Below are 24,958 nucleotides of genomic sequence, written 5' to 3'. Positions count from 1 at the left end.
CATTTGGAAACCTGGCAACGCTCACGCACTGGAGCTGCTGAAGGAGCGTCTGCTACACTAACCCCAGGGACGAACACATCAGGTACGTTTGTCCCCAAATCTAAAGTAACCGTCCAATTGACATACAAAGGAGCATATCCATGTCCCAGTACGATTACCTCGTCGTCGGTGCCGGCCTTTCGGGTGCCGTCTTTGCCAATGCCGCCAAGCGCGCCGGCAAGTCGGTCCTGGTCATCGACCGCCGCGACCACATCGCCGGCAACATCTACACCGAGGACGTCGAGGGCATCCAGGTCCACCGCTACGGCGCGCACATCTTCCACACCTCCATGAGGGACGTGTGGGACTACGTTAACCGCTTCGCCGAGTTCAACAACTACGTCAACTCGCCGGTCGCCAACTTCCACGGCAACATGTACAACATGCCCTTTAACATGAACACCTTCGCCAAGATGTGGCCGGGTGTCGTTACGCCGGCAGACGCCAAGGCCAAGATCGCCGAGCAGGTGGCCGCCGAGAACATCGGCGAACCGCAGAACCTCGAGGAGCAGGCGCTGTCGCTCGTCGGCCGCGACATCTTCGAGACGCTCGTGAAGGGCTACACCGAGAAGCAGTGGGGCCGCGACTGCCGCGACCTGCCCGCGAGCATCATCAAGCGCCTCCCCTGCCGCTTTACCTACGACAACAACTACTTCAACGACCGCTACCAGGGAATCCCCATGGGCGGCTACACCAAGATGGTCGCCAACATGCTCGAGGGGATCGAGGTCCGCTGCGGCGTGGAGTACAAGGAGCTGATCGCCTCCGAGCCCGATATCGCCGCCAAGACGATCTACTGCGGCCCCATCGACGCGTTCTACGACTTTAAGCTGGGCACGCTCGAGTACCGCAGTCTGCGCTTTGAGACCGAGACGCTCGACGAGCAGGACCACCAGGGCGTGGCCGTGGTCAACTACACCGAGCGCGAGATTCCCTACACGCGCATCATCGAGCACAAGCACTTTGAGTTTGGCACGCAGGACAAGACCGTCATCACGCGCGAGTACCCGGCAGATTGGAAGCCCGGCGACGAGCCCTACTACCCCATCAACGACGCCAAGAACGAGACCCTCTACAAGCAGTACGAGGAACTAGCAGCACAGGAGGGCGACGTGATCTTCGCCGGTCGCCTGGGCGGCTACAAGTACTACGACATGGACAAGGCCATCGCCGCCGCCTTCGAGCTCGTCCGCAACGAGCTGGGCGTGGAGCCCACGGAGGCGTAGGGTTAAGCATTAATCATCGCCGGCCACCCTGAATGCTAGACGACATTTGGTTTAAGAGTTGCACGTAACAGTCCATAACGCCTTTTTGATAAAAGTCTCCCCCACTCACGTATTGGAGGGTTCGAACAAATGACATTTGCTCGAACCCTCCAATGGATAGTAAAACGGAAAGTAATGCCTTCGGCTGTTCAGGTTTGCGATAGCATTTGACAAAACCGAACGCAAAGGAACCATTAATGCAGCTTACGCATAAACAGTTTAACGTCCTCTATGCCCTGAGCAGACGCCCCGGCATTACGCAACAACAACTTGCGGGCGAGTGCGAGATTGGGCTTACAGCGGCAAATGCCGCCGTAATAGACCTCTCAGAAGCCGGCCTCATCAAGGACGCCCGCCTCACGCCTAAGGGCATGACCGCACTAAAACCCTACGCCGTGGACAATGCCGTTATCCTTGCGGCAGGCCTCTCCAGTCGCTTCGCCCCCATCTCCTATGAACGCCCCAAGGGGCTTCTTAAAGTTCGTGGCGAAGTCCTGATCGAGCGCCAAATTGAACAGCTACACGAAGCCGGGATTTTCGACATCGTCGTCGTTGTGGGATACAAGAAGGAGTCCTTCTACTACCTCGAGGACAAATATGGCGTTAAAATCATCGTGAATTGCGCCTACGCTGAGCGCAATAACAATTCCTCGATTATGCTCGTGCGTGAGATGTTGGGCAATACGTACATCTGCTCCTCGGATAACTATTTCGAGAAGAACCCTTTCACAGACCATGCCTGGAAGGCCTACTACTCAGCCGAGTTCAACCAGGGCCAGACACCTGAATGGTGTCTGGAAACCGACACCCACGACCGCATCACCAAAGTTAGGGTCGGCGGGTCCGATGCATGGTACATGATTGGCCACGCTTATTTCGATCGAGAGTTCTCAACTCGTTTTCGAGAAATTCTTGAGGAAGAATACGACCTCCCCCAAACCCGCAACAAGCTCTGGGAAGATCTCTATGCCGATCATATCGACGAGCTTGACATGCAAATCCGCAGGTACGATCCGCCCACCATCCACGAGTTCGACTCACTCGACGAGCTGCGCAACTTCGACCCTCTTTTCCTCGAAAACCTTGATTCCGAGATTTTCGACAACATCGTTGCCGTCTTGGGATGCGATAAATCAGAAATTCGTGACGTCTATCCGCTCAAACAGGGACTTACGAACCTCAGCTGCCACTTTACGACCGATGACGGCGAGTGGGTCTACCGCCACCCCGGCGTAGGAACCGAGCTCCTTGTAGACCGCAAAGCCGAAAAAACCGCACTCGAAACCGCATGCACGCTCGGCCTTGACTCCACCTTTGTTTTTGCGAATCCCCGCCGCGGCTGGAAGGTGTCACGATTTGTGACGAATTGCAGAAACCTCGACGTTCACGACGACGCCCAATTGGCCCAAGCCATGCAAATGGCCCGCAGGCTTCACGAGAGCGGTGCAAAAGTTAATCGCTATTTTAGCTTCTATGAAGAGGGAAGGGGCTACGAACGTGCCATTCTAAAACACGGGCCCATCGATGTGCCGGATTTGTCCGAGATGGATACGCAGGCAGCCGAACTGAACAGGATGCTCATTGCCGACGGCGGCGATCCGGTCCTCTGCCACAATGATTTCTTTAGTCTCAACTTCCTCGTAAGCGGCGACGGCCATGTCGATCTCATTGACTGGGAATACGCCGGTATGAGCGACTATGCTAACGATTTTGGAACATTCTGTGTTTGTGAACAGTTAACCGAGAAGAAAATGCGCAGGGCACTAGAGCATTACTTCAGCCGCAAGCCAACCGATGCGGAATGGCGTCACAACCTGGGCCAGGTGGGCATGGCGGGCTGGTGCTGGTACACATGGGCACTGCTTAAAGAGGCAGAAGGCGATAACGTTGGCGAGTGGTCCCATATCTACTACCGTTATGCCAAAACTTACCTTAAGAAGGCGCTCGAGCTCTACAAGGAGTGCAGCGGGTAAGCAGCGGATTGTCTCCCCATCACATGTTTAAGAGGAGCAAAATCAAGGCGGCATCATCAGCGGCGACGACCGCCATAGCAAGGGGTACCGAAAAGGAAGCGAACACACTTATTATCGTATAAGCCCCATAACCAAGCATGCAACCATTATCGAAATAAGGCTGCAAGTCATCCCCATGCCTTACAGTCCGCGTTAAACAATGTCACGGCTGAACGCTTATAAAGCAAAGACCCGGCATGATAACCGGGTCTTCAAAAACTCTTTTGGTGCTCCATGGCGGATTCGAACCGTCGACCTTGGGATTAGAAGTCCCCTGCTCTATCCAACTGAGCTAATGGAGCATAAAGTCGCGTATCCAAGCGAGTGCAAGTTCACGCGGCTAATAAATTATAGCCTACTTGAACTGGTCGTGGTACGCCTTGCAAACCTCATCCACGGGGCCATCCATGCGTAGATCGCCCTTCTCGATCCATACGGCACGCTGGCAAATGCGCTCAACCTGCTCCATGGAGTGAGAAACGAACAGAACCGTGACGTCGCCGCTCTCAATAAAGTGCTGAATGCGGCGCTCACACTTCTGCTGGAAAAAGACATCGCCAACAGAAAGCGTCTCATCAACGATCAGAATATCCGGCTCGGTAATCGTAGCGATAGCAAAGGCGATACGCGCGACCATACCCGAAGAGAAGTTCTTCAGCGGCATGTCAACGAAGTCTTTAAGCTCAGCGAACTCGATGATCTCGTCAAAGCTAGCGTCGATAAACTCCTTGGTATAGCCGAGCAGCGCACCGTTCAGATAGATATTCTCACGCGCGGTAAGCTCCGGGTCAAAGCCAGCACCAAGCTCAATCAGTGGCGCGATATTGCCGTGGACCTTGACCTCACCCTCGCTGGGCTCCAAAACGCCAGCGATAATCTTGAGCATCGTAGACTTACCGGAGCCGTTAGTACCAACAAGGCCAACAACCTCGCCGCGATGCACATCAAACGAAATGTGCTTAAGCGCCCGGAACTCCTCAAAGAACAGCTCGTGCTTAGCGAGTTTAATGAAGTACTCCTTGAGATTCGTAAGCGACTCAGACGCCATGTTAAAGATCATGGTGACGTCTTTAACCTCGACAGCAAGGGGCTGCTTGCTGTAATCAATAGCAGATTCAGTCATGAACAGCACTCCTTAGATGTAGAGAATAAACTTGTGCTCGGTCTTGTGGAACACGGTATAGCCAATGGCAAGAGCAAAAACAGCCCAAGCAACGCACAGACCAAACGTAAGCGCAGAAGGCATGGTATTAAACAGGAAGATATCGCGCATAAACTGCAGATAGTTGTACATGGGATTCACAACCACCAGAACCTGAATCCAGTGAGCCATCTTGCCAATGAAGTCAGTCGTCCAGAAAATCGGCGTCAGATACATCCAGGCAGTAATGACAACACTCCACAGATGCATAACATCGCGGAAGAAGACTGCCAACGCCGAAAGCATCAAACCCAAACCCATGCAGAAACACATGAGCAAAAGGAGACAAACCGGCAACAGGATTAAATGCCAAGTAGGAACTACATGGAACCAGAGCATGACCAAGGCGACGGCGACCAGAGAGAAAGCGAAGTTAACAAGCGAAAACAATACCTTCTGCACCGGGAATACCCAGCGATGCACCTTGACCTTCTTTAGCAGTGAGGAAGCCCAAATGATGGACATAAGCGCTTGGTTCGTCGACTCGGACATGACGGAAAACGTCACGTTACCAACGATCAAATAAAGCGGATACATCTCAGGCGTGATGGAGCCATTACGACCTTGAGCAAAGATAGTCGAAAACACGATCGACATGACAATCATCATCAACAAAGGATTAAGAACGGACCAAGCTACGCCCAAAACGCTGCGACGATACTTAATCTTAAAATCCTTGGTAACCAACTGCCTGAGGATAAATTTGTCCTTCTCATAATCATTTTTAGCGTGAGAGGCCGGTTTAGCCACCGCTTTCTGACTCTCAAGATTGTCAGCCACGGACCATCTCCTTGTCTCGCAAAACATAACAGTGGAAAGTATAGCCCTCCCGCGCAGACGATAACTCACCGCAACAAATCTGGAGAACTAACCCATATCTAATCAAAGGGATAGTTGATGGTTATACTTTCGACCAGTTGAGTCATTAAAGGAGGTCCTATATGGACTATTCGAATATCGCCGTCATTATCCCTTGCTACAACGAAGCATTAACGATCGGCAAAGTTGTCGATGACTTTCACCGCGAATTGCCAGACGCAACAGTATACGTTTACGACAACAATTCTGCCGACAATACGGCACAGATAGCCAAGCAGCACGGGGCCACAGTGCGACATGAACCAAGACAGGGCAAAGGCAACGTCTGCCGCCAAATGTTTCGCGATATCGACGCCGAGTGCTACTTGATGGTTGATGGAGACGACACGTACCCCGCCGAAGCCGCCAAATCGCTCTGTGAGCCCATCCTTAATGGCGAGGCAGACATGACCGTCGGAGACCGTCTCTCTAATGGCACCTATGCAGAAGAGAACAAAAGAGCATTTCACGGGTTCGGAAACAATCTTGTTCGCGCTATGATCAAGTGGATTTACGGCTACAGCTTTGACGACGTGATGACCGGCTACCGAGCCATGAGCAAACCCTTCGTCAAGACCTTCCCCGTTTTGAGCGAGGGGTTCCAAATTGAAACCGAGCTCTCCATCCATGCCGTCGATCACCGCTGGCGCATTCAAGACGTACCAGTAGAGTATCGAGATAGGCCCGCAGGCTCCGAGTCCAAGCTCAACACAGTAGGTGACGGTATTAAAGTTATCGCAATGATTGGAACGCTTTTTAAGGATTACCGGCCACTCAAGTTCTTTAGTCTTATTGCATTCATCTTTGCCGTCATAGGTCTCACTCTCGGAATCCCAATTGTTGCGGAGTACTTCCAAACCGGCTTAGTCCCCCGCTTCCCCACAGCCATGCTCGCGGCCTCATTCATGTTTCTGTGCGGGCTGAGCCTGGCAACCGGCCTCATCCTCGACTCCGTAGCAAAAGTTGAGAAAAAACAATGGGAACTGCAGGTGTATAGCAAAACAGAATGCAGTCACTAGCGATGCCACAAATTAAAGGGCGGTATACAAATTTTATTTAGCATTTAATCATGCTATCCACCGCTTAATGGGAGCCGGGCTCCACTCATCCAGATTTAATCAGTCGTCGCAAAACCATCGAACTACGTAGGCTATATTAAACAGAACTCAATTCTCAACACGAAGGATACAGAATGGGCATCCTGTCACGCATCGTCGACCATCTTCCCGCATCAAAGCGAGCAATTAGAGATCTTCGCTCAGATGTCTATGAACTCTATGAACTCAACCGATCCATCAATGCGAGGATCGAGCAGGCTGACAACGGTATTAACGACAACCTGAATTTTAGGGCCGAATGGCTTAAAAGTGATAACGACGGCGTTTCGATGAGAATCGAAACGATGCTTTGGCAGCTTTACCGAAACGACAACGAAGATCTACAAGACACAAAGAAGCGTTTTTTCGCATCGCTTCCAAAAGCCAATGGCGGGCTCAGGGCAATGCAACTCGGATGTGCAAAGCTGCTTGGAGAGTTTGACTCATTATGTAAAGACAACGGTCTTCAATACTGGATTGCATTCGGAACGCTTCTTGGAGCAATCCGACACCAGGGCTTTATTCCTTGGGATGACGATAGCGATCTCGGCATGATGCGATCGGAGATTGACAGACTTATCGATATTGTCAGCGATGACGAACGGTATCGAATCTCAATCGTTTACGATGTCTGGAACTTCTGTAAGCAAGTTCGTTTTATGTACGCAGACATTAATAATCCCTGCTTTTTAGACTTGTTCATATTTGAAGAGAGCGGCAACGCCGATAAAAAGACGTTTGAAAAACAGCTAGAACTAAGAATGAAAATGATAGCTGAGATGAAAGACGCCCCCTACTACAGCGAATGGAAAGAAAAGGAATTCATTCCAGCATCCGATCCACTAACAACCCAAATAGAAGAAACGTTTGCAAAATACCGCTCGATCGAAATGAGCCAGGGAATAATTGATGGCCAAATAACTAATGGCATGCTTTGGGGCATTGAAAACATCTACTATTTATCTGATTACAAATGGGCTTGTCAAAAGCGAGAAGTGTTTCCGACGCAGACAATTTCATTTGAACGGATTTCTTGCCAGGCGCCAAAAAATCTAAGAAAGTTTACCGAAGATGTATATGGAGACATCTATCGTGTTCCAATGGACATAACTACACACTGCGAACATGTCAGCAAAGAGCAACTCCGCGCATTAGAGAACCAAGAGTTATAGGGCGCTGCCATCAATGGATTGGCGTTCGACTCGAAACACCAATCCATTAAATGTGTTTAAACTTCATTATGACGACCGTGTAATTGTCCCTGCAATAGCACGGTCGAATCTACTATGACGGCCACTCTGTGACGATAGCTTGAATAGACTATTTTAGCTATCGAAAACGCCTAATCAGAGAAACCATCTTAAACATAACCCTATGTCGCCTTGTCCCAACTGGAAACAACGTCCGTTTTAATCCAAGCGGTCGGTATTCCGCAAGCATAACTAAAAGTGACTCATACACATCCATACACCTGGCCAAACGCCAATAATCACGACAAAGTGCATTCGCCGGTTCAGAGAATGGAGTCGTATCCGATGAATAGAGCAACAATCCACTCTCATCGGAGGCCTTATACTCCTTTGCCGTGCACTCGTTGGCCCACATGCCAACTTCTTCAAAGGACACCACGGGCATACTGCTCGAATTCGGGATAAAGCTGAAATTTAGTTTGCGCATCATAAGGCTTCGAACCGCAAATACGCTTAGCGGGAAGCAGAAAGCATCTTTAGCGCTGCCCGGTTTCTTTTTATGCGACTGATACTTTTGAAACTCTTTAGCCAAATCGCCTCTTGGATCGATGCCCAGCTCAGATGCACAGGCACAGTACAACTCATATGGCTCAGGACAGATAGTAGAAAGCTGAGACAAATCAACTATAAGAGCGGACGCCTCGCTCATCTCCCAGCCACCTGCAGCAGCAAGATATAAGTCGCGCAAACGAGACGAAACGGGCTTATTAAGCTCTTTCTCGAGGAAAACGCTCTTTATAGCAGCGAGTGAATATACTGAACCTTCAATAATTACGGCTGGGTCTTTTTTAAAGAAAGCACACCCCTCAACCCAAAGAACTCGATGATGACTAGTCGAATCGGCATCCATGATGCGAGGAAGCATAAAAGGAAGGACAATATGCGCTTCAGCGGCATCCATAGAACCAAAGAGGTTGTTGGGTCCAACTACCGGGAAAGTTGCTTGTCTAATTTCAAGATTCTCCGGAATAGCCTCGAGTATGTTAAGGCAATTGGCAAAGTTAAACTGACAATTATGAATTAGAAGCAATCGATACTTTCGATTCGCGTCAAGCTGACGAATTAAGCTCTCCAGCGCGACGGAAAATTTAATAGGCGTCGATTCCGCATAGCGCCATACGATATCAACCGTTTGGCTATCGACTACAGCAGCGTCAATCGGAGCAGGAGTCTCTTCAAAGAAAACAAGCGGACGCTCAGCGATCTTAATCCCCCTCTTAGAGATATGAGAAACGAATACGCTGTATAGGATCTCGCCCAAATAGCCACAAATACGTTTGTGAGTAGTCGTCTTGTTCTCATAGTCGTATTCAAAGTCAAACTGCTGAAGAATCGAAAACTCAAATGCACAGAGTTCATCGAAGAGGGTCTTCTTCATCACGAAGCAGTTATAGCCCAGATACTTGGAACCGTTAAGATATGCGACAAGCTCGTCTACATAATCAGGCTGAACAATCTTGCAAATATCAACCATATGGTCTAGCTCGGCTTGAGTAACAAGGCCATAAGCACACATATGGTCCCTTATAGTTTTTTTAGGGCCGCAAGGAGTGGGAACTCCCCTCACGTCCCAATAAGGAGCGCGTACAAGGTCGACCTTCTCGACACAGTCCCTAATCAAAGCCTCGTTTGCTAGCTGATACTTTTTAATTGACAGTGGAGACAAACATTCATCCTCAATCTGAGCATGATCGTTCGACTCATATTTCTTCTCATCAAAATTGAAAAAACGGCGGTAATGGCATTGGCCAACATAATCTGCCTCTAAGTTTTTCCAGGCCCAATACTGACCGCTCATTTCACAAAAAGTGAAATTCCGATCGGAGATATTCTCGCCGCAATCATCGCGCTGGCATCCAGGAATAGTCTCCTTGTCCAAAGAGCCTACATGAACAGGTAGATACAGGTCGGAGCAAGGAATGCAGACGGGCTTATGACACGAAACTAGAATCTTGATGTTGGGTTTAGACATATATCCCCCGGCTACGCCTTAAGCTTAAATTGATCACGATGATTGGCGTGGAACTCAACCATCGTCTTTGTTTGCGCGCCACCGTAACCAAGATGGCCCACAACAATATTTTCATTTACAACCATCACTCGCCCAGTAAAGCATGCATAGTTGCAAATATGCTCCTCGTCGTCTCCAAGGCCATATGGACCTCCGACAAAGGTCAACGGGAAATGCCCAAACTCATTCCATGCATCGCGTGTGAACAGAATGGCACCGATACTATAGCGAATCGGGCAAATTGAATACTGGAAACCTTCATTTTCAATTGAGAAGCGCTCCGTAAGCGCATCGATATCGCGCAAAACAGGCTGAGACTCGCCCCACATATAGCGAGCGACCTTAGGTTCGGAAATGACCTGTCGATTGTGATGCAAACCATCCGAATATTTCATATCCGTGAGACCGGTATTCCTGAAATCATCCAAGAGATTCAACTTATCTAGCAAGCGAAGATGCCCATAGCAACTGACATTAATTAGAGGAGAGACAAACGCAGGCTTATACAGGGTGTTAGACTCAAGTTCCTCATAGGTATCAAGCATCGCCTCAAAGAAGCCCTTGGTCAAAAACATATCCTCATCGAGCTTATAAATCCACTTAGCCCTGGGATGGCATTCAATCGCAATATTCTGAACAAAAGATAGATGATTAACAGAAGTCGAAAGATAGGACCAACCATGCTCAGCGGCAATTTTCTTAAGCTCTTCGTTCACAAGCCCGCTGGTCATTACGCACACATCAACATCGGAAGGCACATATGCCGCAATACGGCCAAAAACGTCTTCCCATAATGTTGGCTTATATCCAGCGAGAATAATACAGAGTTTATCACTGCCCTTGCTACGATCGATAAAGTCATGAGTTCCGGATTGGATAGCCCGTACGGCCTCGTCGCCCCGAATATCACGACGAGCCTTTAAGAAAGCCTTTCCAAACTTATTTGAGTTAATGGCATCATAAACAGCGTTTTTAAGAGACATGAAATACTCCTACGAATCAGTGACATGAAAAATAATAAGCCACCCGCTTGTCGACGAGTGGCTTATCGCGAAGCACTAAAAATGAATAGAAATGGAACTTAGCCTTAAAGATTATTCATAAGGTGCTTTGACAACAACAGAAAGAATAATTAATTGAACGCAGAATAGTCTATCTCATAAAGTCGCATATCATCTTCCGACATAAGAAGCTTGAGTCCCGGAGTCGAATCTTCGATCGAATTAATGCCTTGCCATTTGTCCCAAGTATAGTAACCATAGTAGCAGCGCTCGTCGTTGACCTCACCACCATAGTCCAGATCAAGAATGTACTTAATACCATTTTCTTTAAGGATGCGTTGGACATCTTCGTTTGTAGCAAGCTTGTCGAGATGCAATCTTAGCGTTTGATTATCACTTGTCTCATTACCGAGCATCTCTGCAGCAGATCGGCGGTATAGAAGGTTTAAGCCATATAAGGGGTATGCGAAAGCGCTACCGTCATCTGCGTTGTTATATATCAAACTATCATCTTTTTCGAGAAACTCGGCTACGCGCTTGCAAAAAACCCGCTCTTTAGGGTCAAACAAGTTGTCACGCTTCGAATCATTCGCAAGCGTCGAACAGTTCTGGTAATCACCCAAACCCGTGTAAACCCGTCCAAATCCAGGCAAGTTGAAATCGTTAACATATAGGGCACACATAGTAATAATCAAACATACAAAACAAGCTGATATCTTTGCCCAAGGTTCATATCCAAGTCTGTTGAATATCCTCAAAGCAAGCGAATAGACAGCCTCTAAACCAACAGCAGCCAAGGGAATTGCCATGAGGCTGGCACATGCACCCAGACGATACGGATCGGTATACCAAAAACCCGCAAGAAAATGCTTTAAAAACCCGGATGATGATGCCCCGATTATATATATGATGGCAGCGAACATATACGAGAAACACAACCATGAAGACTCTTTATTGCGAAGCAAGGCAAAGAAGCCAATTGCAACGAACAAAGCAAGGAGATAATTGCCTGCCGGAAGCCGAAAAGACAGAGCCAATACATTAATAATAGCCTGTAAATGCGAGGCGGTTACACCCCAGGTGAAAGAAACAGTATTACTTAAAGCTGGATTAATAAAGCAAACAATCCAAATAACTAGAATCAATAAAGCGGGAATCGCGAGGGAAGTTAATCTCACTGATATAGGCATGTCAGAATCTACATATTTTTGTTTCACAACATACCAACGCGAAAAGCGCAAAACAACAAAAGGCGCAAGAAGGACAGCCATCGTAAATATTGCATTTGGGTGAGAAAAACAGAGCGATAGAACGCCTAATAAAAATGCAGCAATGTAGTTCAGGCTGAACCGCTTTGCGCACGCACCGATCGTATTAATAAAAATAGCGGCACAAGCTGGCACAAGCATAAGACCCAAAGTATTAGGGAACAAAGGACCTGACACTGAAATTAAAGTGCCCCAGGGAAAACTATTAAAAGCGAATAATACTAGCGCCCCAGCAATTACCACACCGCGTTCTTCCTTGAATACTGTTTTTAAAAACAGAAATACGCTAGACGGTAAGACAAATAATAGCATTACATAATTTGTAACGTTTGTCGCAAACGCAACATCTTGTCCAGAGAAGCTCGCAACAAGGGCTGCAAGCAAATGCCAAGCCGCAGGATAAAAGCCGCTAGCAACTGAAATAATCGAACTAGACATCACATCATGATAAATGCCGACATTAACTGTCGAATAATCACCGCTGTCAATAAAAGATCTAATAACAGCAAGATGAAAAGAATTATCCGAATCCTGTATGAAAGAAGACGGCCCATCTAAAGGAAGCACATACGTTTTAGTTGCAATAACAAAGGCAATGCCAATGTACAGAAATAGTATTAACCAGTTTGAACGACCCGAGGATGGCTTTGCTACATCAGTATTGCGTGAGCGACTAAATGATGCAATCAGTAAAAGTATCAAAGCAAGGAGTAGACAGGGGAGACTCAGACTTACCCATGAAGCATAAAATCCAAGCTTAGAGTAAATAATGCTTATTATTTCAAGCAATGCAATTGAAAACAACGGTGCAGCTAAAAGTGAATCAATCCTGCTAAAACACATCAAACGTGAAAAAGCAAATCCAGGAATCTCCAAGAGGAACAATAGAAAAAGCGAAGAAATGAAGAAAGCGGCCCACATAGAATTAACCAACCTAGGTTCAGGTACATTGCTGAAATGCACAGGCATTAAAAATGAAATACAAGCATGAATTAACACGCACAATAAATCTTGTTATTTACAACAAAGCATGTACAGAAGAAAAGCAAATGTTGAAAAAGAACGTGTTCAGAATCAGTCGATCATTTGGCTTTATCAATATCGCTAAGCGCAATCGACTGAGCCAACCCATTAATACGCTCCTCCTGCTTCGAAAGTCGCAAGGAATTTGAGAAATCCCTCACTACGAGAACGGCGATAACGTAAAGAAAAACAAAATTAGAGGCGGACACAAAGCCAAGTTCTGAAGAAATAATTAAAGCTATTTCGGGAAATAGGCCCAACAATACAAAACTCAAGCTAAACAAGATCCAAAACATGGAATCGAGAACCTGCATCTGAGATCTCTTCAATTTATGAATAACGAAGAAGAAAACAAGAGCAGCAAATATAATGAGTAATGCACGCAACGTAAAAGTCATTTACAATCACCTAAACCATTGAACAATTAGCAGCGTAGCAAACACTCTAAGCATATACTGCATTGACTTTACAGGATTTAAGTAGCTCACGCCGCCTTGGCGTTCACGCATTGATACCTGAACTTCAGAGACCGAATACCCTTGTTTTAAAAACAAAGCGATTGATTCGGGTTCAGGATTGAGAGTGTTGTCGTAATAGTATTCTTTGAGTACAGAACTACTAAATAACCTAAAACCTGATGTGGGATCACTGATACGACGGCCGGTCAACATCTTGATTAGCACGGTAATCATTCGCGAACCTATCATACGCATCGATTTGTCTTTGCGAACAGTTAGGAACCTCGAGCCAATAACAATATCGGAACCAGATGTTTCGGCTTTCTCAACTAAAGCAGCTATATATTCCGGTCGATGTTGCCCATCTGCATCAAACTGAATCATATAGTCGTAACCATGATCGATGGCATATCGAGCCGCAGTCTGAAAACCAACGGTCAGCCCGCAGTTAATTGGCATTGTAACAACCTTACAGCTCAACGAACCACAAATCTCACCCGTTCGATCGCGTGAACCATCATTGATAATAATGAAGTCAAACCCTGAAGCAACCGAACGGAGCTCATTAACCGTGCTTTCAATGCACTCCTCTTCATTATATGCAGGAATCGCAATAAGCACATTCGATTTAGACGACAATCGAACACCATTCTCTCGTGACAAATCAATTGAACCTGAACATCCATTCAATATATCTCATGAGAAACCAAGTCATACGATAATTATAAAAAGGTGGAGGCTGTATTGCACCGACGAAAGGATGCACACCGACACCCGCATAGTAGACATCATCTCTTCGCCTCACTTACATATGCCAGGCTAGAATCAAAGAGATTCCGAACAGGCACTCAAAGATGGCTACAGGGTGGCCGTCCGAGTTTAAAGAACATGCGTAACAGCAAAGCGCTGGCACACTAACATAATTCGAGTGGAAGATAATTTTCAATTAGCGAATAGAACTACTAATTGAAAATTAGCAACAATCTGTTAGATTGCTAGAAACTGTTTTTACGCAGAAGAGAGTGATAGACAGAGAGACCTGGAAAACATAAATGCTGATGAATATCCACAGCTCGGTTCACTAACCATTTAGAGCGGCTTGGCCAAGGTTTATATCATGTCCGACCACAACAAGAGCCATGAATTACTTGAATAGAATCGGGTGAGATCGCATCGTTGGACAATCAATTTAATTCGCACTATAAAAATTGGTATAGGGACGAGCCGGCCTCATCCCTATACCAGAAGTTCAAGATAATCGAAATGTCAAACTAACACTACTTGAGATACTCCCCCAGCTCCTCCTCCCAGTCGGGCATGTGGAAGCCAACCGACTCGAGCTTGGAAAGGTCGAGCGCGGAGTGGACCGGGCGCGGTGCGATTGGGCCGGCGGCGCCGGCGTAGTAGTCGGCGGTGCTGACGGGGACCACTTTGTCGCCGTTGCCGTTGGCGGCCTCGAAGACGGCGCGGGCGATGTCGGCCCAGGACCTGACCGCGCCGGAGCCGGTGCAGTCGTAGGTGCCGTAGGGGGCGTGCGTCCCCAGCACGTGAAAGATCGCAGCCGCCATGTCACGCGTGAAGGTCAGGCGTCCCAGCTGGTCGTCCACGACCGTGACCTGCGCAAGGCTGTCGTCCGGGTCTGCGACGCGGTCGGAGAGTCCCTTCATCGTCTTCACGAAGTTGTGACCCTCGCCGATGACCCAGCTGGAGCGCATGATGTAGTGGCGCGGGCACCCGGCCACGGCGATGTCGCCGGCGGCCTTGGTCTGGCCGTAGACGGACAGCGGGCTGAGGGGCTCCTCCTCGTCGTGCACCTCGGCGGTGCCGTCGAAGACGTAGTCGGAGGAAACGTGGACCAGGGTGATCCCGTGCCCGGCGCAGGTGCGGGCGAGCAGCGCCGGCCCCGTCGCGTTGGCCTTCCAGGCGGTCACGCGGCCCTCGGGGGTCTCGGCCCTGTCCACCGCGGTGTAGGCGCCGCAGTTGATCACGGTGCCGTAGAGCGACCAGTCGTATTGTGAATAGGCGTCCGGGTCGGACATATCGAAGGTGTCGATGTCGCAGAAGTCGAAGTCCTTGGCGACGCCGCGCTCCTCGGCGAGCGCACGCACCGCGCAGCCCAGCTGGCCGTTGCAGCCGGTGACCAGCGTCCTCCTGGGCGCCATGGGGACGACGTCCTTGAGGTACGGATGGTTGAGGTCCGCCTCGGAGACGGTGGCCTCGTCGAGCGGGATCGGCCACTGGATGTTGAGCTCGGGGTCGGCGAGGTTCACGAACGTGTAGGTCTTCTTGAGCTCCAGCGACCAGTGGGCGTCCACCAGGTAGGTGTAGGCGGTGCCGTCCTCCAGGGCCTGGAAGGAGTTGCCAACGCCGCGCGGGACGTAGATGGCCTTGCTCGGGTCCAGGGTGCAGGTGAACACCTTCCCGTAGGTCTCGCTGCCCTCGCGCAGGTCCACCCAGGCGCCGAAGACGCTGCCGCGGGCCACGGAGATGAACTTGTCCCAGGGCTCGGCGTGGATGCCGCGGGTTACGCCGCGGCTGTCGTTGTAGGAGACGTTGTTCTGGACGACCCTGAGGTCGGGGATGCCCAGGGCGGTCATCTTGGCGCGCTGCCAGTTCTCCTTGAACCAGCCGCGCGAGTCGCCGTGGACGGAGAGGTCGACGACCTTGAGGCCCTCTATGCCGGTCTCGGAGACAGCGAGTTCCTTCTCGAATGCGATGTCTGCCATGTCTCTCTCCCCTCTCCTATTGCCCCTGGGCCCTGTACCTGGCCTCGGTGGCCTCCTTGGCCGGTCGCCACCAGGCCTCGTTGGCGACGTACCAGTCGATCGTCTGCTTGAGCCCCTCGACGAAGTCGGTGTGGGCCGGCCTCCAGCCCAGCTCGCGCTGGAGCTTGGTCGAGTCGATGGCGTAGCGGCGGTCGTGGCCGGGGCGGTCGGCGACCCAGTCGAAGTCCTCGGGGTCCTTTCCCATCGCCTCCAGGATCATTCGCAGGACGGTGATGTTGTTCTTCTCCCCGTCGGCGCCGATGAGGTAGGTCTCCCCCATGCGGCCCTTGGTGAGGATGTCCCAGACGGCCGATGAGTGGTCCTCGGTGTGGATCCAGTCGCGGACATTCTCGCCCTTACCGTAGAGCTTGGGGCGCACGCCGTCGACGATGTTCGTGATCTGCCTGGGGATGAACTTCTCCACGTGCTGGTAGGGACCGTAGTTGTTGGAGCAGTTGGAGATCGTGGCGCGCAGGCCGTAGGTGCGGGTCCATGCGCGCACGAGCATGTCGGAGCTGGCCTTGGTCGAGCTGTACGGCGAGCTCGGATGGTAGGGCGTCTCCTCGGTGAACTTGGCGGGATCGTCGAGCGCCAGGTCGCCATAGACCTCGTCGGTGGATACGTGGTGGTAGCGGACGCCGTATTTCCGGACGGCCTCCAGCAGGCGGAAGGTGCCCTCGACGTTGGTGCGCAGGAACGGCTCGGGGTCGGCGATGGAGTTGTCGTTGTGGGACTCCGCGGCGTAGTGCACGATGGCGTCGTGGCCCGGCACCAGCCTGTCCAGCAGCTCCGCGTCGCAGATGTCGCCGACGACGAGCTCCACGCGGTCGGAGGGGAGCCCCGCGATGTTCTCGGGGTTGCCGGCGTAGGTCAGCTTGTCCAAGACGGTGACGTGGACGCCCGGGTGGTTGTCCACGACGTAGTGGACGAAGTTGCTGCCGATGAAGCCGCAGCCGCCCGTGACGATGATGTTCCTGGGGGAGAAGGTCTCCTCTGCCATATGTATGTCTCCTCAGTTCCTAGTACTCGCGCGGGCTGTTGACGATCTCGCCGGCGGCGACCTTCTTGAGGTGCTGGCCGTAGACCGACTTGCCGTAGGCCTCGGCGGCCTGCTTGAGCCCCTCGGTCGTGATCCAGCCGTTCTCCCAGGCGATCTCCTCGGGGACGGACACGGGAAGGTCCTGGGAGTGCTCTACGGCGCGGACGAACTCCGCGGCCTCGTGCAGGCTCTCCATGGTGCCGGTGTCCAGCCACGCGTAGCCGCGGCCGAGGGTGACGACGGACAGCGTCCCCTCCTCCAGGTACATCTGGTTGAGCGTGGTGATCTCCAGCTCGCCACGGGCCGAGGGCCTGACCTCGTGGGCCTTGGCGGCCACGTCGCCCGGGTAGAAGTACAGGCCGGTGACGGCGTAGGAGCTCTTGGGGCGCTCGGGCTTCTCCTCGATGGAGACGGCCCTCCCCTCGCCGTCGAACTCCACGACGCCGAAGCGCTCGGGGTCGTCCACGTGGTAGCCGAAGACCGTGGCCCTGCCCGACTCGGCGTTCTGGACGGCGCGCGTCAGGTGGCGCGACAGTCCGTTGCCGTAGAAGATGTTGTCGCCGAGCACGAGCGCGCACGGCTCGCCGGCGATGAACTCCTCGCCGATGGTGAAGGCCTGGGCCAGGCCGTCCGGGCTCGGCTGCTCGGCGTAGGAGAGGTTCACGCCGTAGCGCGAGCCGTCCCCGAGCAGGCGCTCGAAATTGGGCAGGTCGGTCGGCGTGGAGATGACCAGGATGTCCCGGATGCCCGCCAGCATGAGGGTGGACAGCGGGTAGTAGATCATGGGCTTGTCGTAGACCGGCAGCAGCTGCTTGGAGGTCACAAGCGTGAGCGGGTACAGGCGCGTGCCGGACCCGCCGGCGAGGATAATGCCTTTCATATAAATACCTCCGCTGGAACAATTTTATAAAGTATTACTATTTTGACCTTTCGAGTATAAAACATTGATTAGACGCGCGATCTTATCTGGCCAAAACTTTCGAAGCATCAAGTAATCTTCTGTAGTGCGCGTATTATCTTTAATAAGTGCAGACGTTTCAGATTCAGAATGTATTCTATGCCTTGTGAGCTTTTCCGAACAATAGCAGAAGTCTCCATCCAGTTGAGATATTTGTTCCCATGCTTCCCAATCCAAATTCGATTTAAAGCCTTCCTTAAAAATCGGAGTTTTTAAATTGGGCAGGACTAAGGTCACCGATGGACAACAGATTGATGACCCAAAAGAAAGAGAAAGGCGTTTTACGAACTTTTTGGAAGATAATTGTTTACTTTTCAGGGGAAACAATAAAATCCTTTTTATGTTTAGGAGCAAACTCGAAGAACAGACCGAGCGATCGCGAAGCTCCTCATAATCCGTAAAAAAAATCAAAGGTTTGCGGCTCTGGTTCACTCGCTCGAGCATACTTTCGACATATGAGCAAGAGTAAACATCGTCTTGATGCGCAATAGTAATTAGCTCAGTTGGACAATGATTGACAGCGCAATTCCAGTCATGAGCTATACCCGCAGCACCTTCATTGATAAATAAAGGCAAACCGTAACGATCGGCAACCGAAGCGATTAGATCGTTAGGAGTGCTTGTCGAGATAATGACATTAGATTGTATGGATTGATTTAAAAGTGATTCAACGCAGTCAATCAAATAAGGCGATTTTCCATACGCGCAAACAACAAAGGTATGATTGTATTTGCTATACAATTCCGCTCCCTGAAAGTCTAACAACTGTAAAATATTCTAGAACAACTATACAAGCGTTATTGGAGATAACTAGATGAATCTCGTTTATACGATTGATAACAATTTTGTTCCTCAATTGGCCGCGAATATTCAATCGGTAAAACAAAACAACCCTAATATCCAATTGAATTTCTATATATTATCGATGGGTTTAAGTAAAGCAAATGTTGACTATTTAACAGATTTTTTCTCAGATAAGCTATGCGATGTAATCATCATTGACATCAGCGATTTTAAAGACAGGATTGCATTTGAATTCGACACAACGGGATGGAATGAGATTGTCCTTGCACGACTCCTGCTAGACAATTATCTTCCAAATGAAATTGAAAGGGTCATATACTTAGACGCTGACACAATTTGCAGGTCATCTTTAAGGGAGTTATGGCAAGCTGACCTAGATGGAAAGACTATCGCCATGGCGCCGGAGCCCACAGCAGATAGAAATAGAAGAACAAGCCTCGGCATTGCCTCCTATCCATACTGCAATGCCGGTGTCGTTCTCTTTAATTTAAAAAAATGGAGGGATAACGACATTGAGAAAGGAATACTGAATTTCTGCAAACAGAATAAAGAGAAGTTGTTCGCAAACGATCAGGATGCCTTAAACGTCTATCTCAAGGACGACATCAAAGTGATGTCAATTTCTTACAATTATTCAAATATTTTCGATTACTATCCATTCGAATATTTAAATAAACTTATGCCAAACTTCTGCAACAAAATAGAATTCGAACATGCCAGAGCGAATCCGGCTATTGTTCATTTTCTCGGAGAAGATCGTCCTTGGCGAGCTGGAAACACCCATCGATTCTCTTCAGACTATTTCTATTATCTTAGACAAACCCCTTGGTCTAAAGCTCCAATCGAATATGGCTGGGAGCATTACTACAAGGCATGGCGTTTGTTCAATACAATTACTTCGCCCTTTCCTTCCGCGAGATACAAAGCCATCACCTCGCTTATTCCTTTTTTCATGAAAGTTCGAGCAAAGAAAAGGAGGCAAGATGAATCCCGATAAGAACAAGGCGTGCGTCATTTTGCCAACTTATAACGGAGCTAAGTTTATCAATGAGACTCTAGCCTCGATTAGCAATCAGTCCTACAACAATATAGATGTATTTATCAGAGATGACGGATCCACGGATAGCACCGTTGAATTGATTAAGTCTTTTATTAAAGACAAAAATAACTTTACATTACTAGAAAGCAACAATCAAAATCTCGGAGTTCCCGGCAGCTTCTATGAGATTTTGCGGAGGATTCCGTCTACTTATGGCTATTATTTCTATGCTGATCAGGACGATTACTGGGAGAAACAAAAAATAGAGTATGCAATCAAGTTATTAAATGAACAGCACAATAATATTCCTAAGGTGTACTTCTCTTCTTTTGAGTATTGCGACTCCAATTTAAATCACATCCGCTATTCTTCCGACCAAACTAAGAACTGCGATTTTTATCACAGTTTGTTTTACACACTAGGACTTGGTTTCACTATTGCATTTAACCGTGAAGCATTTATCCAGTTTATTAAAAATGTTAATCCAGGCGACGAAATGCACGACAGATGGATAATTCGCTGTGCCTGCGCACTAGGCCAACTGGTTTACGATAAAAGACCTACAGCAAAGCATATCAGGCATGACGCAGCGGTAACCGCTTCTGATAACCACATGATTGATTTATTCAAGTATTTTATTAAAGAAGAGCTGTTTGGCACAAAGGCACAAAGTGAAGCAGAAAAACTTTCACATTTTAAGTATTGTTTTATCGATAAATTAACTAGCGATGAACTGGAAGCGCTAAACCTGTTCACTGAAGCAAAAGGCATACCCAGTCAGCTCAAAAAAGCGTTGTTTCCACATCGACTAAGACCAACATATATAAGTGAAATTTGCCTCAGGTTCCTATTTTTGATTGGAAAAATTTAAGTTGCAAATACAAAATCCTCCCCAAGTTCAAATCGTAATGGCCGTTTATAACGGATCTCTCTATTTGAAAGAACAAATAGAATCGATTATCAACCAGGATTATAAAAACTGGCAACTACTCATTTCAGATGATAATTCAAATGATGACAGCGTACAAATCATTAATCGCTACGCTGCAAAAGATAATAGAATCAAGGTTGTATTAAAAGATTCAGCCTTCGGTAATGCAGGCACACATTTCTTATCGCTACTAAAGATAACTACCAGCAAATACGTCATGTGTTCCGATCAAGATGACGTCTGGGATTCAAATAAAATAACCACATGCCTCAGCGCTATGATACAGGAAGAGGCGATGTCCCCTGATACCCCGATCCTCATTCATACTGATTTAAGAGTAGTTGACAGTAAATTAAATCGCATTGCCGATTCTTTCTATAAGTATTCAGGTATTAATCCAAACACCTCAACCTTCGAATTTCATATTGCAACGGCAAATGTTACTGGATGCACTATGCTAATTAATGACAGTCTAAGAGACCTGATCAAATTAACGAATGATGATCGCTACATTTGCATGCATGATTGGTGGTGTTCGTTAATCGCATCGGCATTTGGACGTATCGGCTTCATAGACAATCAAACAATTTGTTATCGTCAACACGAAAACAATACTCTTGGTGCACAAGAAAAATCTTTATGGAATTCTATACATCAAATTAAAAAGCTTAAAGCCGATACGATTAAAACTATTGAGCAGGCTGAGTCTTTCAAAGAAGTTTATGGTTCCATGTTAAGTAAAAAACAAATAACTCATCTCGATAGCTACATTCAATTAAAAAGCTGCAACACCATTCAAGTACCGATTAATTTAAATAAGGCAAGGGTATGGAGACACGACCTGCGTGGTAATCTTGGGCTCTTAGTGACCTTTATCTTAATATCAGTAACTGGTTCTGAAATAGATTCATAACGATTCAAAAATTGAGCAATTATTTAGTTTTTAACCAATCAGGAGTATAGGGCATATTATATTTCCCCTGCTTAATATGCCTCAATACTTTTAATGCGCTTGGCTCCTCTGAATTGATCATAGGAAACGTTTTGACGGTATTCTGATTTTTAATTAGCCAGACATTCAATAAAATCTCTGAGACATACCCAAAAATACGTTTTTGCGACTTTGAATAGTCACTAAGATCAACAATATTCTCGAATTCAAAGAGAATCTTAAATAGCCATTCACAATATGAATCAAATAGCTGCTTAGAACAAATCAACATATTGCAATAATAAGCTGATCCTGAATTTAGAACAGCATCATAAGTTGCAACATACTCCTTCGATATATTAGATATTGTGTCTCGCAAAACATCTAAATCGGTCTCATGGCCGACACTGAGTGCATAATTTGAAAATACCGTTCTATTTTTCCAAATATACTGCTCAGGCAAAACGAAATCGCAATAACTTAGCGCAGAGAGAATATCATCTTCCTTTAAAAAATACTTATAGCTATTCGAAAATCGATTAGTCGATAAGTACCTACGGTAATGTTCAATGCCGATAAAACCATCAGAAGCTATATTCTTCCATAACCAATATACGGCAGTTAATTCACAGAATGTACTGTTTTTAGCAGAGATGTTGTCACCGCTGTTATCCCTAATTATTGGAGTATCGTTCCAAAAAAGCTCATTTCCAAAACCAACCTGAATAGGGCAATAGAGCGGATCGCAGGGGAACTCTGCCTGTTTATGCGTTACAACATAGATTTTATTTTTCACGAACATCCCCTATAACAAGAAATCGGACTGTTTTATAGTACAGAACACTAAAGGATAAATAAATAAAAGCGCCGAAGAGTATCAGACTGAATAAATAGACCCACGAATAACCCAAATACATGATGATTACAGGAGAAATAATTGCAACCAAAAAAAGCATTAATACACCGATAATCACATAGGGAAACGCACTTACAACCATACGGCATAAATTAAGCTGCTTTTTTACGTAACAACCCTGAACAAACAAGACGGTTAGTTCCGTGAGAACAGTGGCGATTCCAGCACCAATGGAGCCATAAGGTTTTAATAACAAACAACACAGTAATATATTTGCAATTGCTCCGAAAACAACGGACTTAGTGTATTGTTTGTCCATGTTCTTAGGCAGCATATATTGAACACCCAGTACATTGCTTGCAGCAATGATTGGAATCATAATTGCGACGATAGGAAGAACAATGGAACACTTTCCAAAGCCTGGCCCAAAATAGATATCAGCAATCGGCTTAGCAACCGCAACAATCCCAAAAGCAAGTCCAAGAGAAATAAACTGCATTATTTCAAAGGAGCTCTGGAGAAGAGATTCAGACTCTTTCCCATTACTTGAGCAACTCATAGATTCAGTCATATGAGGAAGCATCACGGTACCCAATGCAGTAACAACTGCCAGGGGCATTCTTGCTACCTTGTCGCTGTATTCAAACAGTCCAGCCTCATTCATACCAGAAACCAAACCTAGAAGAATCTTATCAAAAGACGAATAGAGCGATATAGCGATTACCGGTGCAAACAACCTGAGATTCGGAACAAAATGTCGCTTAATCTCTGCCCAGGGACAGCTAATAAAATCAACATATCGATTTAAAAATGGGAACAGCATGAGGGCATTCAAGAAAAAGGGGAGCGAAATCCCCAACACGTATGCCCACAAATCATCAGAAGTTCTACAAAATACAAAAATGATAAATGTACCGACTAATTTCGTGATAACACTTCTGACGGTTGGAACAGCGAACTCCTCCACCCCGAAATACAGCCAAGAAATATCAAGAGAGCTTGACACCACCCAAAATAGCCATAAAAATGAGCTGACGATGAAATCTCTATTACTGAAAGCAATTATATAAAGTATATATACACATACAATCGGAAGAGAGACTAAGACTTGCGCGGCCCAAGCGGAGCAAAATACTTTGGATCTCCGCTCTCTGTTATTACCACATTTAGCAATCTCTCGAACTCCATATTGAGCCATTCCAAGCGTAGCAAACAATACAAAATAGTTTGCTATCGAGTACGTATATGAATAAACTCCAACACCGTCCGTTCCAAGCACACGCGACACATAAGGAATGGTAAGTAAGGGAATTAGCAAAGATAAAACCTGATAAGTGGTATTCCACACCATGTTTTTTACTAATTTACTGCGAGACGACACTCCGAAACTCCAATTAATACCTAGCCAACATAACAAGACAGCTCTCTCGCAATTAAGGCTATATGCTCACCATAACCTTCACCAGGAACAGCCCATTTCCCATTCAACTTTGTTAGATATTGAGCTGAACCCCTTTTAACCATAGAAAATCTTGGGTCGACACAATCCCCAAGAAGTGGATCCGTTGATGCATACGCTTTTAGATGCTGGGTCTGAGCCCGTAAACCAATAGCCACCGAATCAAAAGAAGCACCAGCTACGCCGCTTCCAGTTGACCCCAAGCCTCCAAAATTGCACTGTCCCGCGGAAACACTGCCTCCGAATCGAAGCCACCCAGTCTCAACCATAACTTGTGCAAAAAGTACTTCGGCGCGAACTCCCTCAAAAGATGCTTCGGCTATCAAGGTTTTACAGAATTCATTAATGGTTCCGGCACCCTTATCTTTATAAATACCGGAAGGGTAAACGCCCATGCCGACCTTAGACAGATAATAACCTACCATTTGATCAGATTTTACAAAAGAGACTCCCATAATCAGCTCGTCCTTTGAAAAGGGAGCGCCGGAACGACCTTCATGAGATCCGAAAGTAAGGTAATGAATATAATATAAATCGAGTCGATTTCCATAAGCAATTTGCAAATCAGTATATCGATTTTTATAGCTCTGGACGTCGAACGCCTCGTTGCCGCGGCGGCCCTCGGCCATGCCGCAGCTGACGAAGTGGCCGATGACGCCCGTGTCATCGAGGAGGACGAGCGACCCGACTGAC

General features: G+C 47.7%; 21 protein-coding genes and 1 tRNA gene. 7 read left to right on the top strand and 15 right to left on the bottom strand.

The annotated features are described in order from the left end of the window. Positions 1-140: 140 nt before the first annotated feature. Positions 141-1,265, top strand: a complete 1,125-nt coding sequence (gene glf / locus ACTQ0H_RS03080; protein WP_441547800.1) for a UDP-galactopyranose mutase — start codon at positions 141-143, stop codon at positions 1,263-1,265. Positions 1,266-1,501: 236 nt separating this feature from the next. Then, positions 1,502-3,277, top strand: a complete 1,776-nt coding sequence (locus tag ACTQ0H_RS03075) for a phosphotransferase (protein WP_441547799.1) — start codon at positions 1,502-1,504, stop codon at positions 3,275-3,277. A 264-nt stretch (positions 3,278-3,541) separates the two neighbouring features. Here ACTQ0H_RS03075 and ACTQ0H_RS03070 read toward each other — a convergent pair. From ACTQ0H_RS03070 to ACTQ0H_RS03060, 3 genes are all read right to left on the bottom strand, one after another. After that, positions 3,542-3,618, bottom strand: a tRNA-Arg gene (locus tag ACTQ0H_RS03070). A gap of 53 nt (positions 3,619-3,671) precedes the next feature. Beyond that, on the bottom strand, positions 3,672-4,439 hold the full coding sequence (locus tag ACTQ0H_RS03065; protein ID WP_117776189.1) for an ABC transporter ATP-binding protein: 768 nt from the start codon (positions 4,437-4,439) through the stop codon (positions 3,672-3,674). A gap of 12 nt (positions 4,440-4,451) precedes the next feature. After that, on the bottom strand, positions 4,452-5,297 hold the full coding sequence (locus ACTQ0H_RS03060) for an ABC transporter permease (RefSeq protein ID WP_441547798.1): 846 nt from the start codon (positions 5,295-5,297) through the stop codon (positions 4,452-4,454). A 161-nt stretch (positions 5,298-5,458) separates the two neighbouring features. Between ACTQ0H_RS03060 and ACTQ0H_RS03055 the strand changes: the two genes are divergently transcribed. Beyond that, positions 5,459-6,394 carry a glycosyltransferase family 2 protein gene (locus tag ACTQ0H_RS03055; protein ID WP_427748122.1) on the top strand — a complete coding sequence of 312 codons (936 nt, stop codon included), beginning with the start codon at positions 5,459-5,461 and terminating at the stop codon, positions 6,392-6,394. 173 nt (positions 6,395-6,567) lie between these two features. Beyond that, a complete protein-coding gene (locus tag ACTQ0H_RS03050) occupies positions 6,568-7,644 on the top strand; it encodes a LicD family protein (RefSeq protein WP_427748124.1) in 1,077 nt (358 codons plus the stop codon). A 157-nt stretch (positions 7,645-7,801) separates the two neighbouring features. On the opposite strand, the gene ACTQ0H_RS03045 is transcribed toward ACTQ0H_RS03050, so the two are convergent. The 9 genes from ACTQ0H_RS03045 to ACTQ0H_RS03005 form a co-directional block, all read right to left on the bottom strand. Next, positions 7,802-9,694, bottom strand: a complete 1,893-nt coding sequence (locus ACTQ0H_RS03045; protein WP_441547797.1) for a DUF4422 domain-containing protein — start codon at positions 9,692-9,694, stop codon at positions 7,802-7,804. An 11-nt stretch (positions 9,695-9,705) separates the two neighbouring features. Further along, positions 9,706-10,716, bottom strand: a complete 1,011-nt coding sequence (locus ACTQ0H_RS03040; protein ID WP_441547796.1) for a hypothetical protein — start codon at positions 10,714-10,716, stop codon at positions 9,706-9,708. Between the two features lie 149 nt (positions 10,717-10,865). Then, positions 10,866-12,923: a DUF6541 family protein gene (locus ACTQ0H_RS03035; RefSeq protein WP_441547795.1), complete on the bottom strand. Its 2,058-nt coding sequence runs from the start codon at positions 12,921-12,923 to the stop codon at positions 10,866-10,868. Positions 12,924-13,084: 161 nt separating this feature from the next. Further along, positions 13,085-13,423, bottom strand: a complete 339-nt coding sequence (locus tag ACTQ0H_RS03030; RefSeq protein WP_441547794.1) for a DUF2304 family protein — start codon at positions 13,421-13,423, stop codon at positions 13,085-13,087. Positions 13,424-13,429: 6 nt separating this feature from the next. After that, positions 13,430-14,122 (bottom strand): glycosyltransferase family 2 protein, encoded by a 693-nt coding sequence (locus tag ACTQ0H_RS03025; protein ID WP_441547793.1) that lies wholly within the window; start codon positions 14,120-14,122, stop codon positions 13,430-13,432. Positions 14,123-14,760: 638 nt separating this feature from the next. Then, on the bottom strand, positions 14,761-16,209 hold the full coding sequence (locus ACTQ0H_RS03020; RefSeq protein ID WP_441547792.1) for a sugar nucleotide-binding protein: 1,449 nt from the start codon (positions 16,207-16,209) through the stop codon (positions 14,761-14,763). A gap of 16 nt (positions 16,210-16,225) precedes the next feature. Then, on the bottom strand, positions 16,226-17,248 hold the full coding sequence (gene rfbB, locus ACTQ0H_RS03015; protein WP_441547791.1) for a dTDP-glucose 4,6-dehydratase: 1,023 nt from the start codon (positions 17,246-17,248) through the stop codon (positions 16,226-16,228). Between the two features lie 19 nt (positions 17,249-17,267). Then, on the bottom strand, positions 17,268-18,167 hold the full coding sequence (gene rfbA, locus ACTQ0H_RS03010) for a glucose-1-phosphate thymidylyltransferase RfbA (RefSeq protein WP_441547790.1): 900 nt from the start codon (positions 18,165-18,167) through the stop codon (positions 17,268-17,270). A gap of 24 nt (positions 18,168-18,191) precedes the next feature. Then, the gene (locus ACTQ0H_RS03005) at positions 18,192-18,986 is read right to left on the bottom strand and encodes a glycosyltransferase family A protein (RefSeq protein WP_441547789.1); all 795 of its coding nucleotides are present in this window, start codon (positions 18,984-18,986) and stop codon (positions 18,192-18,194) included. Between the two features lie 73 nt (positions 18,987-19,059). Here ACTQ0H_RS03005 and ACTQ0H_RS03000 point away from each other — a divergent pair, with 73 nt between their 5' ends. The 3 genes from ACTQ0H_RS03000 to ACTQ0H_RS02990 are packed head-to-tail and all read left to right on the top strand — an operon-like array spanning position 19,060 to position 21,932. Continuing rightward, a complete protein-coding gene (locus tag ACTQ0H_RS03000; protein ID WP_441547788.1) occupies positions 19,060-20,046 on the top strand; it encodes a glycosyltransferase family 8 protein in 987 nt (328 codons plus the stop codon). Further along, on the top strand, positions 20,033-20,959 hold the full coding sequence (locus ACTQ0H_RS02995; protein WP_441547787.1) for a glycosyltransferase: 927 nt from the start codon (positions 20,033-20,035) through the stop codon (positions 20,957-20,959). The genes ACTQ0H_RS03000 and ACTQ0H_RS02995 overlap by 14 nt, the downstream gene beginning before the upstream one ends. A gap of 37 nt (positions 20,960-20,996) precedes the next feature. Then, a complete protein-coding gene (locus ACTQ0H_RS02990; RefSeq protein WP_441547786.1) occupies positions 20,997-21,932 on the top strand; it encodes a glycosyltransferase family 2 protein in 936 nt (311 codons plus the stop codon). 19 nt (positions 21,933-21,951) lie between these two features. Here ACTQ0H_RS02990 and ACTQ0H_RS02985 read toward each other — a convergent pair whose 3' ends face one another. From ACTQ0H_RS02985 to ACTQ0H_RS02975, 3 genes are all read right to left on the bottom strand, one after another. After that, positions 21,952-22,746 carry a DUF4422 domain-containing protein gene (locus tag ACTQ0H_RS02985; RefSeq protein WP_441547785.1) on the bottom strand — a complete coding sequence of 265 codons (795 nt, stop codon included), beginning with the start codon at positions 22,744-22,746 and terminating at the stop codon, positions 21,952-21,954. Beyond that, positions 22,736-24,187, bottom strand: coding sequence for a flippase (locus ACTQ0H_RS02980; protein ID WP_441547784.1), 1,452 nt, complete (start codon positions 24,185-24,187; stop codon positions 22,736-22,738). Before ACTQ0H_RS02980 ends, ACTQ0H_RS02985 begins: the two co-directional genes overlap by 11 nt. A 20-nt stretch (positions 24,188-24,207) precedes the next feature. Beyond that, positions 24,208-24,958, bottom strand: a 751-nt coding sequence (locus ACTQ0H_RS02975) for a glucosaminidase domain-containing protein (RefSeq protein WP_441547783.1), incomplete at its 5' end; no start/stop codon positions are given.

The sequence above is a fragment of the Collinsella sp. LCP21S3_A3 genome, from assembly GCF_052118905.1.
GTDB lineage: Bacteria > Actinomycetota > Coriobacteriia > Coriobacteriales > Coriobacteriaceae > Collinsella.
The sequence above is the reverse complement of the archived record's forward strand: the minus strand, read 5'-3'. Positions and strand labels throughout refer to the sequence as shown.

Coding starts and splice junctions, on each gene's coding strand:
- glf (WP_441547800.1), top strand. CDS start 141: ATGTCCCAGTACGATTACCTCGTCGTCGGTGCCGGCCTTTCGGGTGCC.
- ACTQ0H_RS03075 (WP_441547799.1), top strand. CDS start 1,502: ATGCAGCTTACGCATAAACAGTTTAACGTCCTCTATGCCCTGAGCAGA.
- ACTQ0H_RS03065 (WP_117776189.1), bottom strand. CDS start 4,439: ATGACTGAATCTGCTATTGATTACAGCAAGCAGCCCCTTGCTGTCGAG.
- ACTQ0H_RS03055 (WP_427748122.1), top strand. CDS start 5,459: ATGGACTATTCGAATATCGCCGTCATTATCCCTTGCTACAACGAAGCA.
- ACTQ0H_RS03050 (WP_427748124.1), top strand. CDS start 6,568: ATGGGCATCCTGTCACGCATCGTCGACCATCTTCCCGCATCAAAGCGA.
- ACTQ0H_RS03045 (WP_441547797.1), bottom strand. CDS start 9,694: ATGTCTAAACCCAACATCAAGATTCTAGTTTCGTGTCATAAGCCCGTC.
- ACTQ0H_RS03040 (WP_441547796.1), bottom strand. CDS start 10,716: ATGTCTCTTAAAAACGCTGTTTATGATGCCATTAACTCAAATAAGTTT.
- ACTQ0H_RS03035 (WP_441547795.1), bottom strand. CDS start 12,923: ATGTGGGCCGCTTTCTTCATTTCTTCGCTTTTTCTATTGTTCCTCTTG.
- ACTQ0H_RS03030 (WP_441547794.1), bottom strand. CDS start 13,423: ATGACTTTTACGTTGCGTGCATTACTCATTATATTTGCTGCTCTTGTT.
- ACTQ0H_RS03020 (WP_441547792.1), bottom strand. CDS start 16,209: ATGGCAGACATCGCATTCGAGAAGGAACTCGCTGTCTCCGAGACCGGC.
- rfbB (WP_441547791.1), bottom strand. CDS start 17,248: ATGGCAGAGGAGACCTTCTCCCCCAGGAACATCATCGTCACGGGCGGC.
- rfbA (WP_441547790.1), bottom strand. CDS start 18,167: ATGAAAGGCATTATCCTCGCCGGCGGGTCCGGCACGCGCCTGTACCCG.
- ACTQ0H_RS03000 (WP_441547788.1), top strand. CDS start 19,060: ATGAATCTCGTTTATACGATTGATAACAATTTTGTTCCTCAATTGGCC.
- ACTQ0H_RS02995 (WP_441547787.1), top strand. CDS start 20,033: ATGAATCCCGATAAGAACAAGGCGTGCGTCATTTTGCCAACTTATAAC.
- ACTQ0H_RS02990 (WP_441547786.1), top strand. CDS start 20,997: ATGGCCGTTTATAACGGATCTCTCTATTTGAAAGAACAAATAGAATCG.